General features: G+C 38.0%; 20 protein-coding genes and 1 pseudogene. 6 read left to right on the top strand and 15 right to left on the bottom strand.

Annotated features, from left to right (window positions below):
- The first annotated feature begins 39 nt into the window (after positions 1-39).
- On the top strand, positions 40-573 hold the full coding sequence (locus ASC84_RS19315; RefSeq protein ID WP_056517680.1) for an ATP/GTP-binding protein: 534 nt from the start codon (positions 40-42) through the stop codon (positions 571-573).
- Between the two features lie 442 nt (positions 574-1015).
- Positions 1016-2431 carry a type I glutamate--ammonia ligase gene (gene glnA, locus ASC84_RS19310; RefSeq protein WP_016539490.1) on the top strand — a complete coding sequence of 472 codons (1416 nt, stop codon included), beginning with the start codon at positions 1016-1018 and terminating at the stop codon, positions 2429-2431.
- A 199-nt stretch (positions 2432-2630) separates the two neighbouring features.
- Here the strand turns inward: glnA and ASC84_RS19305 are convergent, their stop codons facing one another.
- The 5 genes from ASC84_RS19305 to ASC84_RS19285 form a co-directional block, all read right to left on the bottom strand.
- Positions 2631-3038 carry a DUF3106 domain-containing protein gene (locus ASC84_RS19305; protein WP_004724554.1) on the bottom strand — a complete coding sequence of 136 codons (408 nt, stop codon included), beginning with the start codon at positions 3036-3038 and terminating at the stop codon, positions 2631-2633.
- A complete protein-coding gene (locus ASC84_RS19300) occupies positions 3028-3354 on the bottom strand; it encodes a hypothetical protein (RefSeq protein ID WP_004724551.1) in 327 nt (108 codons plus the stop codon). Before ASC84_RS19300 ends, ASC84_RS19305 begins: the two co-directional genes overlap by 11 nt.
- Complete coding sequence (locus ASC84_RS19295) at positions 3347-3961, bottom strand: RNA polymerase sigma factor (RefSeq protein ID WP_016539489.1); 615 nt, start codon at positions 3959-3961, stop codon at positions 3347-3349. Before ASC84_RS19295 ends, ASC84_RS19300 begins: the two co-directional genes overlap by 8 nt.
- 155 nt (positions 3962-4116) lie before the next feature.
- The gene (locus tag ASC84_RS19290) at positions 4117-4893 is read right to left on the bottom strand and encodes an RNA methyltransferase (protein ID WP_056517677.1); all 777 of its coding nucleotides are present in this window, start codon (positions 4891-4893) and stop codon (positions 4117-4119) included.
- A 112-nt stretch (positions 4894-5005) separates the two neighbouring features.
- Positions 5006-5980 (bottom strand): class 1 fructose-bisphosphatase, encoded by a 975-nt coding sequence (locus tag ASC84_RS19285; protein WP_056517672.1) that lies wholly within the window; start codon positions 5978-5980, stop codon positions 5006-5008.
- Positions 5981-6155: 175 nt separating this feature from the next.
- Between ASC84_RS19285 and ASC84_RS19280 the strand changes: the two genes are divergently transcribed.
- A complete protein-coding gene (locus ASC84_RS19280) occupies positions 6156-6341 on the top strand; it encodes an NF038105 family protein (protein WP_004724542.1) in 186 nt (61 codons plus the stop codon).
- Between the two features lie 182 nt (positions 6342-6523).
- A complete protein-coding gene (locus tag ASC84_RS23405) occupies positions 6524-6667 on the top strand; it encodes a hypothetical protein (RefSeq protein WP_227515179.1) in 144 nt (47 codons plus the stop codon).
- Positions 6668-6830: 163 nt separating this feature from the next.
- Here ASC84_RS23405 and pal read toward each other — a convergent pair whose 3' ends face one another.
- From pal to ASC84_RS19235, 9 genes are all read right to left on the bottom strand, one after another.
- On the bottom strand, positions 6831-7400 hold the full coding sequence (gene pal / locus ASC84_RS19275) for a peptidoglycan-associated lipoprotein Pal (protein WP_004822680.1): 570 nt from the start codon (positions 7398-7400) through the stop codon (positions 6831-6833).
- 51 nt (positions 7401-7451) lie between these two features.
- Positions 7452-8735 carry a Tol-Pal system beta propeller repeat protein TolB gene (gene tolB, locus ASC84_RS19270; protein ID WP_056517670.1) on the bottom strand — a complete coding sequence of 428 codons (1284 nt, stop codon included), beginning with the start codon at positions 8733-8735 and terminating at the stop codon, positions 7452-7454.
- A gap of 277 nt (positions 8736-9012) precedes the next feature.
- The gene (locus ASC84_RS19265; protein WP_056517668.1) at positions 9013-9459 is read right to left on the bottom strand and encodes a hypothetical protein; all 447 of its coding nucleotides are present in this window, start codon (positions 9457-9459) and stop codon (positions 9013-9015) included.
- 66 nt (positions 9460-9525) lie between these two features.
- Positions 9526-10866, bottom strand: a complete 1341-nt coding sequence (gene tolA / locus ASC84_RS19260) for a cell envelope integrity protein TolA (protein ID WP_056517660.1) — start codon at positions 10864-10866, stop codon at positions 9526-9528.
- A 3-nt stretch (positions 10867-10869) separates the two neighbouring features.
- Positions 10870-11319 (bottom strand): protein TolR, encoded by a 450-nt coding sequence (tolR, locus tag ASC84_RS19255; RefSeq protein ID WP_004724530.1) that lies wholly within the window; start codon positions 11317-11319, stop codon positions 10870-10872.
- On the bottom strand, positions 11319-12017 hold the full coding sequence (gene tolQ / locus ASC84_RS19250) for a protein TolQ (RefSeq protein WP_004724528.1): 699 nt from the start codon (positions 12015-12017) through the stop codon (positions 11319-11321). The genes tolR and tolQ overlap by 1 nt, the downstream gene beginning before the upstream one ends.
- 24 nt (positions 12018-12041) lie before the next feature.
- Entirely contained in the window at positions 12042-12449 is a 408-nt protein-coding gene (gene ybgC, locus ASC84_RS19245; RefSeq protein ID WP_004724526.1) for a tol-pal system-associated acyl-CoA thioesterase, read from the bottom strand.
- A 564-nt stretch (positions 12450-13013) separates the two neighbouring features.
- Positions 13014-13919 (bottom strand): DMT family transporter, encoded by a 906-nt coding sequence (locus ASC84_RS19240; protein ID WP_056517658.1) that lies wholly within the window; start codon positions 13917-13919, stop codon positions 13014-13016.
- Positions 13916-14494, bottom strand: a complete 579-nt coding sequence (locus ASC84_RS19235) for a TetR/AcrR family transcriptional regulator (protein ID WP_056517657.1) — start codon at positions 14492-14494, stop codon at positions 13916-13918. Before ASC84_RS19235 ends, ASC84_RS19240 begins: the two co-directional genes overlap by 4 nt.
- Positions 14495-14787: 293 nt before the next feature.
- Between ASC84_RS19235 and ASC84_RS19230 the strand changes: the two genes are divergently transcribed.
- A complete protein-coding gene (locus ASC84_RS19230) occupies positions 14788-15279 on the top strand; it encodes a GNAT family N-acetyltransferase (protein ID WP_056517650.1) in 492 nt (163 codons plus the stop codon).
- Positions 15280-15511: 232 nt separating this feature from the next.
- The gene (locus tag ASC84_RS19225; RefSeq protein ID WP_056517989.1) at positions 15512-15997 is read left to right on the top strand and encodes a GNAT family N-acetyltransferase; all 486 of its coding nucleotides are present in this window, start codon (positions 15512-15514) and stop codon (positions 15995-15997) included.
- Between the two features lies 1 nt (position 15998).
- Here the strand turns inward: ASC84_RS19225 and ASC84_RS19220 are convergent.
- Positions 15999-16106, bottom strand: a pseudogene (locus ASC84_RS19220) (IS5/IS1182 family transposase); the annotation flags it as partial.

Genomic DNA, 16106 nt, shown 5'->3' with positions numbered 1-16106 from the left:
TTATATGATGCAGTGATAAGTTTAAAAATAGGTGATGATGTGATCTTACAAAAGTATAAAATTGTTTTTGGCGGTAAAATGGGCGCTGGTAAAACAGAAGCAATCAAATCATTATCTGAAATTTCAGTCTTATCTACAGAAGCACAAAATACAGATGAGCAAGCACACAGTAAGGCATTGACCACTGTCGGGATTGACTATGGTGAAATTAAATTAGATGAAGGTGTTATTGTTGGATTATATGGAACACCAGGGCAGGATCGCTTTGATTTTGTTTGGTCAGTGATATGTAAAGGTGCAATCGGAGCGGTCGTATTGATTGACCATACGCAAAAAGATGCACTTGAAGATTTAAAATTTTACTTTCAACGTTTTAAAGAACATCTCAATAATATTGTGGTTGGTGTGACCCATATAGATGAAAATCCGCAGCATCTATTAAAACCTTATAAAGATTGGATGCAATTAAATCAATTGACCATGCCAATTTTTGCAGTAGACGCCAGAAAAAAAGATGATGTATTGGTCATGGTTGAAGCGCTTATTGCAAGAGCTGAAGTCGAATTTGGCTAATTGTCGATATAGTAGATCGTAGATTATAAAATTACGTTACTTTATTAAGGGTTGTATAGAACAATGTTAAAGGCGTACACAGACTGAATACGCCTTATTTTAATGCTTTTGAAATAAAAAATTGCCATCATCTTAAAAAATAGTCGATAAAAAGTGTTGTTCGCGTAATATAAGCACCAAGATAAAACATTTTATTCAGTTTGCACAAAAATAGTGCGTTAAAATTGTGCGTAATAATTTTAAAATGAGAAGTGTGTTTGAATATGGTGCAATTCTATTTGCACTCAGTATAATAGATGGAATTTAATCGTTGCTAAGCTTATTTTCTGATAAGAAATTCAATATTTTAGCAATTATTTTAAAAGTTGGTATGCTACTTGCTATATAAATACCAACTACTAACACGCACTTCACAAGTGCAACAAAAATTCATTGGAGCAAAATGAGCATGGCGAACAAGGTCCTTCAACTCATACAAGAAAGTGGCGCAAAATGGGTCGATTTTCGCTTTACTGATACTAAGGGTAAAGAGCAGCACGTAAGCTACCCATCAGACACTATCGATGAAGATACTTTTGAAGATGGTAAAATGTTTGATGGTTCTTCAATTGCTGGTTGGAAAGGCATTGAAGCATCTGACATGATTTTACGTCCAGATCCTGAAACTGCTTTCCTTGACCCGTTCTTTGCTGAAGCAACCATCGTCGTTACTTGTGATGTTATTGAACCATCTACTGGTCAAGGTTATGACCGTGATCCACGTTCGATTGCTCGTCGTGCGGAAGAATACCTAAAATCAACAGGTATTGGTGATACTGCATTCTTTGGTCCAGAACCAGAATTCTTCGTTTTTGACGAAGTTAAATGGGACATCGATATGTCTGGTGCTCGCCATACATTAATCGCTGAAGAAGCTGCTTGGTCTACAGGTAAAGACTACGAAGCAGGTAACTCTGGTCACCGTCCTCGTGTTAAAGGTGGTTATTTCCCAGTTCCTCCAGTAGATTCTTCACAAGATATGCGTGCTGAAATGTGTGCACGTATCGAAGACATCATGGGCCCTGGTCGTGTAGAAGTGCACCATCATGAAGTTGCATCTTGCCAATTAGAAATTGGTGTAAGCTTCAATACGATGGTTCGTAAAGCTGACGAAGTTCAACAGTTCAAATATGCTGTATGGAACGTTGCGCATCAATATGCGAAAACAGCGACGTTTATGCCTAAGCCTATGGTTGGTGATAACGGTTCAGGTATGCATGTTCACATGTCTATCTCTAAAGATGGCAAGAACTTGTTTGCTGGTGATGAATACGCTGGTCTTTCAGAAATGGCGCTTTACTTCATCGGTGGTATCATCAAGCATGCGCGTGCATTGAATGCGATCACAAACCCTTCTACTAACTCGTATAAGCGTTTGGTTCCTCATTTCGAAGCGCCAATTATGCTTGCTTATTCTGCACGTAACCGTTCTGCTTCGATTCGTATCCCATACGTTTCTAGCCCTAAAGGTAAACGTATTGAAGCGCGTTTCCCTGATCCAATGATGAACCCATACTTAGGTTTTGCAGCATTATTGATGGCTGGTCTTGATGGTATTCAAAACAAGATCCACCCAGGTGAAGCAGCTGATAAAAACTTATATGATCTTCCTCCTGAAGAAGAAGCTAAAATCCCAACAGTTGCGCATAGCCTAGATATGGCACTTGAAGCACTTGAAGCGGATCATGAGTTCCTTCTTAAAGGTGGTGTATTCACAAAAGAAATGTTGGATGCATACATCGAGCTTAAAACTGAAGATGTACGTCGTTTAAATACGACGACTCACCCAGTTGAATTTGATATGTACTATAGCTTGTAATTCGTTTTCGAATTTAAGTGATGAAAAACCTGCCTTGTGCAGGTTTTTTTATGCATGAAAATTAGAAATTCAGCATTTTAATTTTAAAATTATGAGAGAGGAGAATTGTCAGTAATGGTGTGTTTGGATTTTGACGATGTTGAGTTTGAAGATAAAAAGCCAGTTAAATAACTGGCAATGAATAAAATTTAAAATATGCTTAATGTGAACCCGTGATATTCTGTTGATATTTCACCATATATTGTTCACGAATTTCATTGCGCTCATCAGATGTTGATGCTTTTTGCATTTTTTTGCGCATTTCGTTGCGTTCAGCGGTGCTCATTTGCTGCCAGACTTCACGCATTTTTTGCTTTTCTTGTTCAGGAAGTTGCGTAAACCAATCCATGCGTTGTTGCAGTGCTGCACTTTGATCAGTCGGAATTTCTTTTAAATTTTGATAGCGTTTAATTAGTGCTTTTTGTTCGTCCTCAGAAAGGGCATCCCATGTTTCATTGACTTGACTGTTCGCATCTTTAGAAAAAATCCAAAAACGTTCAAATCCAGCAAAACTTGTTTGTAGAAAACCAATAGCACAAAATGCCAAAGCTAATTTTCTAGCTGCCATGAGAATTTTTATCCTCACCAAATACAGACAACATATCTAAATCTTCCATCATTTGAGGTGAAAGTTTAGGGCTAATCACCACTTGTTGCGGAGTTTGCGATTCTGGTGATACATCAAAAGCATTGGGAATCACAACAAAACCAGTAATTGCCGCTGCAAGCGCAAAGCCAGTCATTTTCCAGTGACCAAAACGTGAGGTTTGTTTATCTTGGATATGATCAAGCACATTGTTCATCACCACTGCTTTATTACGGTGATTACGTGCAGCTTCATCCAGTTTTGCCGTCACTTGTTTGGTGAAATCATCATTATTCATGTGATGAACCTCCATACGGATTTAAATGTGAGAGCGAAGTTCTTAGTCCTTGAATAGCTCTGTGATAATGGGTTTTTACACTACCTTCTGTACAATTCATAATAGATGCAGTGGTTTGAGTATCAAATCCTTCCCAAGCGCGTAACATAAATGCTTGTTGCTGGCGTACAGGGAGGCGGCTAATGGCTTCTTGAATTTCCTCAACGGTGACATCTTGATCTAGAAATTGAAGTGGATTAGGTGTGGATTCATCCACAATTTCCATGGCCTCTTCATCATCAGAATCTAAATCAATTTTTCGAAATAACGAAAATGGAGAAGCGCGTCGTGCTTCTTTGCGTCGCCAATCTTGTAATTTGTTATTTAAAATTGTATAGAACAGTGGATACCATTCTTCGGTAGATTTCTCAGCATAAGATTTATGTAAGGAAATAAATGCTTCCTGTACCAAATCCATCGCAATCCCATTGTGACCTTGGGTTGCATTTTCCATCATCACTAGGGCACGACCCGTCACGTCCTGCATGAAAAAACGCAGGCGCTGCTCGCTCGTACTCGTTTGAGCACTTGCTGTTTCAGACTGTGACTTCTTTGGTGCTAAGTCCATAGAGATGGAAAATCCCGTCATGGGTACCCACCATTATTTTAAATTCATATCTCTATAACGTTAAAAAAATGGTTTGGGTTGACATGTAAATCAATTATTTTTTTCAGTTTAAATGATTTTTTCCAATAACGGGCAATATTTAAAATAAATTAACCTTATAGTCGTTGTCTAACCATTTCAAAGAAACAAATCGAGCCTGCAACTGCAACATTGAGGGATTCTTGACCACCAGGTTGCGGAATAGATACCGCTTCTGCGCGTTTAAGGGCAAAATCTGAAACGCCTTGACCTTCGTTACCTAGAATCCAAACACATTGTTTGCGCAGGTTTTTAGTGTAAAGGCTTTCTGCCTGATGCGAACTGGTGACATACACAGGAATTTTAAATTGCTTGAGCAGGTCTTCAAGGATCACGTTTTCATATGTGTGTAATGAAAAATGCGCCCCCATACCAGCACGTAATACTCGTGGTGACCATAAAGATGCAGAACCTTTGGTACAGACAATTTGTTCAATACCCGCAGCGGCCGCTGATCTAAGTAATGTACCAACATTGCCTGGATCTTGGACATTTTCAAGAATTAGCGTGTCTTCAGTAAAATTCAGTGCCTGAGTTGAACTTGGTAAATCCACAATGGCTAGACATGCAAGGCTGGTTCCAAGGGTACTTAAATCTTTGTATAAAGATTCACCGACCACAAACACGATACCTTGATATTGGTCAAGGATGCTGCCTAAATCTTCATGTTCTAAGGCATGTTCAGTGGTGAAAATTGAATTAATCTTTCGACCTTTTTCTAACCATGCAAGCGTAAGGTGCGTTCCCTCAAGTACAGTTTGTCCTTGTTTTTTACGGTAAGTGTTTTGTTCAATTAAACCTCTAAGGTGTTTAATTTTGGGATTGTCTTTTGATTCAAGGAAAATTGTAGGCATGGGAGAGTACGTCCAAAAAATTAAGTAGGGTCTGTGATCATTCTATAAAGAAATTGCAACAGACCCTAGCTGGCGTTACTCCCTAAATAGAGAGTAAGAAAAGAGAGAAGAATTAGTTGTGGTAGCTGGTAACAAGCTCAACTTCATTCTTAGAACCAATGATAACAGGAACACGTTGATGTAACTCAGTCGGTTGAATCTCTAAAATACGTGTACGACCTGTAGTCGATGCGCCGCCAGCTTGTTCCATTAACATACTCATTGGGTTAGCTTCATACATTAAACGTAAACGACCTGCTTTTTTAGGATCTTTAGTATCGTATGGATATAAGAAAATACCGCTACGACATAAAATACGATGAATATCACCCACCATACACGCCACCCAACGCATATTGAAATCTTTTTCACGTATAGATGTTTTACCCGCTTGTAGTTCATCGATATAACGTTTTACAGGCGCTTCCCAATGACGATGGTTTGATGAGTTAATCGCAAACTCTTTGGTATCCGCAGCAACTTGAATATTTTCAGAAGTGAGCAAGAATTGCTTTTCTTCAGGGTCGTAAGTGAAGAATACAACACCCGCGCCAACGGTCAAAGCCATCATTGTCGATGGGCCATAAAGCACATAACCTGCTGAAACTTGTTGAATCCCTGCTTGCATGAAGTCTTCAGCTTGTGTTACGGCATTTTGAGCAGGAAGGATAGAAAAAATTGTTCCTACACACATATTAATGTCAATATTGCTTGAACCATCTAATGGATCAAATAAAACCAAATATTTACCATTTTCTTGAGCTGGGGTAAATTCATCTAATTCTTCAGATGCGAGTCCACCTACATTTGGATTGGCTTTTAAAGCATCAATCAAATAATCATTTGAAATCACATCAAGTTTTTTTTGCTCTTCACCTTGTACATTTTCATGTTGCGCACTTCCCAAGACACCAGCTAAAGCACCTTTTTGTAAAGCCTGATCGATGGTTTTACAGGTATTGGCAATTGTTTCAATCACATTGGCAAGTTCAGGTGTTAAGTTCCCTTGTTGTTGTTCTAAATATTGGGATAGGGTGCGATATGACATATCAGAGGTGCTCCAAAAGCGATAAATTTTTACAAACCAAATAATGGAGGCTATTTTAGATGAGTTCAGCACAAAATAGAAATTATCCTGTGTTATTTGTCGTGAAATTACCCTTGAAAGTATTTTAGAAAGTGTTATGTTGAATATACGTACAATAGCGTAAAGGAGCACTGACATGACAACGACAAAGTTTGAAGCGACTCCGACTCCAAATGAAAGCATTGATTTAAAAGATATTAGTGCTGAAAAAGTGAAAGAAGCATGGAAGAATTACGAAGCTAAGCCTGAATTCAAAGAATTCAATAAGCATGACATGATTGAATCTATGCAAAGCCCCAAGCCAGACGAGTCAAAGGCTTAATCAATAAAAAGCGTTCATTACTATATGAGCGCTTTTTTCTATTTATTTCATATTCATTCCGAACAATAACGCTTCATGATAGAAATTGATCACAAAACAGACATTATCATTCCGTTTAATAAAATTGGTGAAGTGGAGTGGGATGTTAAAACTCGCCTTATTTAAGTAAAATATTGGACTGTGTGGATGACTATATTAAAGGTTGTCTGATTTTAGTGCAGTCTGAGTTTTTTGCTGAAGCACATCCAGATGAAGTAGATGAATGGGTAGAGGAAAGGTTTATTGCGTTATTTAATGAGCAAATACTCAAGAAATGGCGTTATTAATATAAATTACCATTGAACATTCTAAGCAGTTTCTTATTTTACTTTACTAAATCAAGACTTTATCTTGAAATGGAAAAGCGCTGAATGAGAAGAATTTCTGGTAAAAATGCCCAATTGAATTGGGCATTTTTTTATGGTCTATTTTAATAATGCAACTTTGGCATTATTTTAAAAGAGGAGGAACGGCTTCGTAGTTGATTTCAACACGGCGGTTTTCTTTCCAAGCAGCTTCATCATGACCAGCATTGATTGGCATTTCTTTACCGTAGCTTACCGCTTCTAATTGGTTTGCTTTAACACCATTGGTGATCAGGTAGCTTTCAACGGCTTTAGCACGACGCTCACCTAAAGCCATGTTGTACTCACGCGTACCACGTTCATCTGTATGACCTGTTAATGCCACTTTAGAGTTGGCATTGGCAATCAAGAACTGCGCATGTGCTTGTAGTGTTTGGTAGTCATCATTGGAAAGATCACTACTGTCATAATCAAAATGTACCACACGTTTTGCTAAAAATGCTTTATTGGCTTCAGTCACGCCTTTAGATGAAGCACCATTTAAGTTTTGTGCATTTAAAGCAGCATCTTCACTTAAACCACTGGTATTTACTGTCGTTGCACTATTTGGATTGGTTCCTGATTCTACAGTGGCAGCAGGTTTACGGCTTGCACAACCTGTCATCACCAAGCTTGCTGCTAATAAGGGTAAAGCTAGATATTGAATTGACTTCATGTTGATCTCCGGTATTTCAATTTTAAATAAGTGATTTACATCTTGATTAAATTATTTAGGGGCCCAAGCCGGTTCACGTACTTCACCTTGTTCACTTGGTAAGTTCATGCGGAAGCGACCATCTGTAGACATGATTGCCAATAAGCCACGATTACCCTCACGTGTTGCATAAACCACCATTTGCCCATTTGGAGAAAAGCTTGGTGATTCATCTAAACTTGTTGGTGTCAAAATATTGGTGATACCTGTAGAAATTTCCTGAATGGCAACTTTGTAATTACTACCAGAAGGGCGGTGTACCAATGCCACATATTTACCATCGGCACTTAATGTACCACGTGCATTAAATGCACCACGGAAAGTTAAACGCTTGGTCGAGCCATCATCAAAACTATAACGGTAAATTTGTGCTGATCCACCACGGTCAGATGTGAAAATAAATGATTTTCCATCTGGAGCATAACGTGCTTCTGTGTCAATTGCGCTATCGTTGGTCATGCGCTTCACTTGACGTGAATCTAAATCCATTTGATAAACTTCAGGATTTCCATGCATTGACGCAGTAAACAGCATTGATTTCCCATCAGGAGAGAAACTTGGTGCACCGTTTAAACCGCGAAATGCAGCGAGTTTTTCACGTGCACCTGTGGCTAAATCTTGGATATAAATAGCAGGGCGCTTGGTTTCAAATGAAACATATGCAATTTTTTTCGCATCTGGCGTCCAAGCAGGTGAGAGAATAGGATCTCTTGAACTTAATACCGTTTTAGGTTGCTCACCATCGGTATCTGCAATTTGTAAGGTATAACGGGTATCTGGTGTTGCAGGGTTACGTAACACATAAGCAATACGTCCTGTGAAGTCGCCTTGAATCCCTGTAAGCGCTTGATAAATTGCGTCACTGATCATATGTGCCGCAGAACGTACACGTGATGCTGGGATTGAGAGCAATTCATTTAATAGGAATTTTTGCTTTTCAACATCATAGAGTTGGTAATGTACTGCCAATGAACCATCTGCATTGGTTTTAGAGTCACCTAAAACCACATAAGGAACCCCAGCCGCTTTCCATGCTTCTGCATTTATATTGTTTATGTTTGCAGTTGCAGGAAGATTTTTTGATGAACTGGTAAAGCGCCCAGAGCGGTTTAAATCTTGTTCAACAATAGGGTAGATAGATTGATCATTACTAAATGGAATGATGGCAATTTTAGGTGCAGATTCAGGTGCTTTGGCAATTTCTAATTGCAATTGTGCATATGATGCGGTGATCAATGCTGGACTAAATGCAACAATAATTGCGAATCCTAATAGATGTTTAGGCATGATTTTCATTGGACTTCATGTACTCAAATATCAATTTTTAACTATGCTTAGCTTTGTAGCACAAAGACATGATTTTAATCTATATAAAGCATGTAATTGTGAACAAAAGATTATCATTGAACAGATTTACTAAAAAAATTAAATTCAAATTTATTACACCAATGAATTTCGGCTTGATCTTTGGGTGTTGTAAATGGCGCAGTTTTAAAAATTACTTTTTTATAGATTTGAGAACAATGTCGTTGTTACTGCCATTAAAATATATTATTTCGTGTTCAATAGAGACTTATTCAACACGGAATTTGGTGCGAATCACTTTTAATAATTGATTGAGCGATGACTGTTTAGACATTTCAAAAGGTGCTGTTTGCTGAATCGCCGTTTTGATTGCGTTTGAAAACGTTTCGCTGTCCTGTTCTGTGATTAAAATATCTTTTACATTCCCACTGTCATCTAAGTAAATAATAACATCGGCATTTTCTTGGATGATTGTTAAATTTCTCAACTTTTTAACAATACGATTGACTCTAGCGGTATTTATCTGCTGAGCCATTTGACTTTGTAGAAGTAATGCTTCCGTTGTTGGTACAGACGGTTTTTTTTCGTATGACGCAGAAGGTGGGTGTTGTTGCGTATTTACTTCAAGTATTTTTTCTTGCTCGATATTTTTTGCAAATAATAACGCGGTTGGAAAAAATAATGAAATTGCTACAAATATGGGGTTAACTCGCATTTGATTTTCCGAGTGATTGTTCTTGCATTAAATTACACCCTGCCAAGGCAGGGTGTAATTTTAAGATTATTTCACAGTAAAATTTGCACTAAAACTTCGCGCTTCACGTCGTGCATCTGGATCAGATGGCATTGGGAAAGGTGCAGCATTGCGAACTGCTTGTTCCACACTTGCTTTTACATCTGGGTCTGATGCATTGACAATGATTGAGGCCACAGAACCGCTATCCGTTAGTGTGACACGAGCTGTAGCCTTTTGACCTGTTGAGCCAGCAGGCATACGCCAAGCATTCCGAACTTTACTTTCAAAGTCCTTTTTCGCAGAAGATGCAACTTTTCTCGCTTCTGCCTTTTTATTTGCAGCAGCTTCTTTGGCTTTTTCAGCAGCAGAGGCTTTTTCTTCATCTAATTCGCGTGCTAGATCAGCTTTACGTTTTGCGTCCGCATCCGCTTTGGCTTTTGCCGCGGCATCTGCCTTGGCTTTTGCATTAGCATCCGCTTTGGCTTTTGCAGCAGCATCTGCTTTAGCCTTTGCAGCAGCGTCCGCTTTGGCTTTTGCATTAGCATCCGCTTTAGCCTTTGCAGCAGCGTCTGCTTTGGCTTTTGCTGCAGCATCTGCTTTAGCTTTTGCATTAGCATCCGCTCTGGCTTTTTCAGCAGCGTCTGCTTTGGCTTTTGCATTAGCATCTGCCTTGGCTTTTGCAGCAGCATCGGCTTTGGCTTGTTGGGCCTTATCTGCGGCTTCTTTTCTGACTTTTTCAGCAGCTTCTGCTTTGCTTTTTGCTTCGGTATTGAGTCTTGCAAGTCTGGCTTTTTCCGCAGCATCCGCTTTGGCTTTTTGAAGCGCCTCTTGCTTGGCCTTAGCTGCTGCATCTGCTTTAGATCTTGCTTCAGCTTCTGCCTTAGCTTTCTCAGCAGCATTTTTAGCCTGCTTTACTTTTTCAGCTGCCTCTTGTTTGGCTTTTTCCGCAGCATCTGCTTGAGCTTGAGAAAGTTTTAAGGCTTTTTCTTGTGCTGCTTTAGCCGCTGCCATAGCCAATTGCTGTTCTAATGCGGCTGCCTTGGCCTGTTCGGCAGCTTTTTGTGCCTCTATCGCCTTGGTATCTGGTGTGTTATTTGCTTCAGTTGGAATTTCTGGTGCAGTTTGATCGGGTTCCGTTGTTTGCTGAGTATTTTCTGCAACCTTGCTATCTGCCGTTTCAGTGGCATCAGTTTCTACTAAAGGCTTGGGTTCAGGCGGTGGTAAATCTTCAGGCTTAATTAAAACGGTTTTAATTTGCTTGGGTGGCTCAGGTGGTTGACTTAAACCGAGAAAAAGTAAGCCAGTAATCGCCACCACATGAATACCTAAGGTAAATCCAAGTGCAATCGCTTTTTCTTTAGATTGTGGCTTTTGAATATTTTTCATAACTTACTTTACAGACTCTGTCAGTAAACCCACTTGGCTTAAACCAGCATCTTGCAGTGTAGACATGAGTTTCATGACTTCACCATAAGGGCGTGATTCACTACCATTGATCAAGACACTCAATTGCTTGTTATTTGCTTGAGCCTGTTGCTGATTTTCTGTAAGTACTGTTTTTAACTCATCTAAAGTTAAAACCTCATTTTTATGGTTTTTGTCTTCAAGTTTAATCGTACCATCTGCTTCTAAAGTCACGATGGCTGGTCGGTCTTCAGATTGAATCGGATTATTGTTTGCTTGAGGTAGATCAACTTTAACACCCGTGGTAATCATGGGTGCTGTCACCATAAAAATAACCAATAAAACCAACATGACGTCGATATAGGGAACGACATTCATATCACTTTTTAAAGGCTTTTTGACGCGCTCAAAACGTCCAGAACGTTGGATTGTCATTATTCATCTTCCTGTGTAGTTCCCACAGACTGACGTTGTAATAGCGCCACCATTTCTTCTGCAAATAATGCACGATCTGAATAAATTTCTTCGCCTTTTGCAGTGTAATGGTTAAATGCTAGTACTGCTGGTATTGCAGCAAATAAACCAATCGCAGTTGCAATCAATGCTTCAGCAATACCTGGTGCAACAGTGGCTAAGGTAACTTGTTCAACCTGAGCTAAGCCAATGAATGCACTCATAATGCCCCAAACAGTACCAAATAAACCAATATAAGGTGCGACAGAACCGATACTGGCGAGAGAGCTTAAGCCTTGCTCTAAACGGCCTTGGTCACGACTGAGTCCTACACGCAAGATACGTTCAGTACCTTCAATCATCGATGCAGTTTCAGCATGACGTTTTTTAAGTTTTAAAAACTCACTTAAACCTTGATAGAAAATATCTTCTAAACCGCTTCGCTTAGAATTAAGCTGAGCATTGTTATATAAGGTATTGAGTTCAGCACCAGACCAGAAGATTTTTTGGAAGTGCTCATCGCCTTGATGTGCTTTCTTATAGCCCATATGCAACTTGGCAATCAAATACCAACTAAAAACAGATGCGAGTACTAAGATTAGCATCACCAATTGAACCACAGGGCTCGCTTGTAAAATTAAATCAGAGATGTGTAAAGAAGATTCTAGTTGTGTTGCCATAGTTACATGTGCCAAAAGTATTTTTTATTCGTGAGCTAATTCTCGAAGAATTAAATCACGGATTTCGTCAGGAATTCTACGAGGTTTCATATCTGTACTTAAACATGCCAATTCCACCTCGCCAGAAGCAAGCATGATTTCACCACGATATATATTCTGTTGCAACACAAATGACGAAGCTTTACATGAAACTACACTTGCTGTAACAGTAATAAGATCGTCCATGAGTATAGGGCGAGAATATTTCAATGCAATTTTATGCACGACAAAATTGTAATCTTTTTGATGCCAATAGTGGTCAATACCGGATGCACGTAGCCATTCTGTCCGTGCACGTTCCATAAAGCGGATATGATTGGCATGGTATACGATACCGCCAGCATCTGTATCTTCGATATATACACGGATTTGGAATTCGAATTTATTACTCATGTTGCTATGCATTCCTGTGTTGTTTATTGCATATCTATCAATTGCTTGCCAGTATTTACTTGCGCTGATTCAATTTCAAATCATTCAGTTAAAAAAACAAGAGCTTTATCTTGCTGATCTGATTGCTTGATTGAATTTTACTATATTTATAAGGGAACCTATCAACTATGCCAAAAGCATCTATGAGATGTTTTGAGAGAAACGGAAATCTACATGAACCGCGGACTGGTTGCTTGAACAGTACGTGTATATAAGCTTTAGAGGCTATATTGTAGAAAAGTAAATTGATTTGCCGCACTTATAAATTTGCACAAGAGTTTAACCCTGACTTTGGCGCGAATTTTAGCACAAGGTCTGCTTTCTCAAATGGCACAAGATTACAATCCGAATGAGGAGAATAAGGGTGAAGGAGATTGGGTTAGGGGATTCTGTAAATGAAGTGGCATTACTGAGTTTAGTATTGCTCATAGTGATATTCTCGAAAGTTGCTTTACAGTATATCACGCAGTGGCAAAAGCAGCTGATGCATAAAGTTTGAGTGAAGCATGGGTCTCTGAGTGAGGGCTACTTAGTTTTAGAAAGAAGGGCTAAGCACAATGAAATAAAAATCATGCCGATCCAACCAATTGGTGCTAATTCTTCCCCAACTAGAGCAATAGCTAACACTGCAGCAACTAATGGCTCAAATAACGTTAAGGTAATGGCTTTACTTGCTGGAACAGTTTTTAATCCATATCCAAATAATACATAACCTAAAAACATTGGAATGAGCATCATATAACCAACAACATAAATATTTATATTTTCATCAAACAAATTTCCACCGGTAAAAAATAAAGTAGGCAATAAAAATAGAGATCCAATACCAAATATTAAGCCCATTGATGCTTTTGAATCTATACCTCTGTCTATGAGTTTTTTTGCAATCCAAGAATATAAAGCATAGGTAAGTCCTGCCAGTGCTCCTAAAAATATTCCTAGAATTTGACCGTTATTTTGGATCTGTTCTGATGAAATTGATGAATGACTCTCTCCAAGTGATAATAAAATTACACCACTAATACCCAATATAAAACAAATAAACCATTTAATCGAAAGCTTTTTATGATCAAAGAATCTTTCTAAAAGGGCTGTAAATAGGGGTGCTGTGCCAATCGAGACTACTGTCCCGATTGTAATTCCCGCCAAATGCATTGAAGAATAAAATGCTAATGGATAAATGAAAACAGAAATGACACCTATAGCAAGGATGACTAAATTGGAATTTATCTGAGCTATGTTATTTTTAATGCTTTTTCGAGCTAAAATTGCTTGTAAAAGGCCACCACCACCCATAGCTGCTGCGCCAATCGCGAGAGGACTGAGATTTGGAGCAAATGTAGCTATTGTACCTGTAGTTCCCCAAAGAAATGCCGCTGAAAGAACAGCAATAAAACCATAACTAGAAGGATTAGAAATTGAGTGACTCATGGAGCGAGCTCTTGTTTTAAAATACTAATTACAATGTTTTTGGCTGATATTATTTTTTGACTAGATCCTTCTAAACCAGCTCTAGCAATAGAACCCTCTAAAATAAAAGAAAACATTAATGCTATTTCGTGAGCTTTTCCATGATCTGAAATAAGCAGTGAGAGTTGATTTAAAATAATATTTTCAATTTCATCTTTATGTAATTTTATGGCCCATCTCTCATCACTATTAGCAGGAAATTCAGCAGCTGCATTTAATAATCCACATCCTCTAAAACCTTTTTCATAAGCAAACTCAGCATGATCTTGATATGCATCAAAAACAGCTAAAATGCTTTCAAGAGGTGATTTAGCTTGAGCATTCCTTTTTTCATATAGACCAAGCCATTCCTGATGTCTAGTTTGAATGTATGACGAGATTAGAGCGGATTTAGTTGGGAAGTTGTTGTACAGTGACATTTTCGCAACACCAGCCCTATCAGTAATTGTATTTATTCCTGTATTAGCAATCCCATTGTTATAAAACAATGTAGATGCTGCATCTAAGATTTTTTGTTTAGCAGATTTATTTTTCATATTTGAAATTAGGTAGACCGATATACCTAATATAGCCTAGTATGCTTAATCTCAACATTTTTATTTTGTAAGTAATCTTAGGAAGCCGAGTGGTATAATTTTTAGATAAGGCCTTGCCCTAAACTCTTAAAATGAGAGTCAGGGCAGGGTAAAGAAATCACATTATGGATCATTGATACTGTTGCGAAATACAATGATTGTAGTACTTCGAATGATTCGAAGAGTAAAGCGCTTAAGTGAGAGTTAAATTTTTTATTTTGTATAATTTTTTAAAACATTGGGATAAAGAGTAATTGTCTGATCTTAAATTATATTCGCTAAACAAGAGCGCTGTTACACTTGTTAAAACTCAATTTACTGACTTCGAAGCGCTTGTCGCTATTCGAATTGAAGCAATGTCTGAAAGCCTTGAGCGTCTTGGTCGCTTTGATCCCATACGTGTCCGAGAGCGTTTTCGAGAAGGCTTTACTCCTGAGTTTACTCGTTATATAGAAGCTTTTGGTGAGAGAGTAGGCTTCGTGGTTGTTAAACCTTATATCGATGGAATGTTACTTGACCATCTCTATATTAAACCAGGTGCACAAGGTATGGGCATAGGTTCTGTAGTCCTTCGTCATATCTTCATGGAGGTGGATGCAATTGGCTTGTCATTGAAAGTAGGGGCTCTAAAAGAGAGTGCTTCAAATCGATTTTATAGTCGTCATGGTTTTCAATTCGTGGAAAGTAGTGAATTTGATAACTACTATGTTCGTCATAATGGACAAAGCGGTTTTGGGGGATATTGACCTACACCTATTTATCGTTTAGGGAGATAAATAATTTAGAACGAGCTGATGCAGAGCGAATTAATAAAGAAAAATTAGATGAAGTATGGCCCTTAGAGTGAAGACTATCTCGTAAAAAAAGCTTATTAATTTAAACAAGTTTGAATGAGTGGTTGAATTACAGTTTCTAAAAATTTTGATAAGTGTTTTATGCTAAAGTTAAATCATGTTAAATTTTTTAAAATATAAGTACATGTTAAATATCGAAATTAAAATTTTAAGTAAAAATGAGCTTAAAGATTTCAGAACTATCAGATTATCAGCTTTAGAAAAAGCGCCAGAAATGTTTGGATCTACATACTCGGCTGAGGTGGAGAAACCCTTAATTTTTTTTGAAGCTTGTTTATCAAATTCAACCGTATTTGGTGTATATCATAAAGATGAAATTATAGGTTTAGCCACATTTACAAAACAAATTTCAGCAAAATCTTCTCATAAAGGATATTTAACAAGCGTGTTTATTGAGCCTCAATTTCAAAAGAAAGGCGTTGCTACTCGGCTACTTACTTCAGTTGTAGAATATAGTAAAAAGCATGTTGAACAAATTTTACTTTCTGTTGCAGATGATAACAAGGCAGCTGTTCATCTCTATAAAAAATTTGGTTTTGAAACTTATGGAATTGAAAAGAAAGCTTTGAAAGATAATGAAAAATATATTGATAATAGACTTCTTTCATAACTCACTTTTTACTCAGTTCTAAATTATAAATACCTGCAATCAAATTGAACCTTAAGCCAAGTCTTTTCCCTCTATTTCGATAACGCTCTGCAAGGATTTTGAAAGTCTT

This window comes from Acinetobacter sp. Root1280, from assembly GCF_001425285.1.
Lineage (GTDB): Bacteria > Pseudomonadota > Gammaproteobacteria > Pseudomonadales > Moraxellaceae > Acinetobacter > Acinetobacter guillouiae.
Note: the sequence above shows the minus strand (reverse complement) of the source record. Positions and strands in the feature narration are given on the sequence as shown.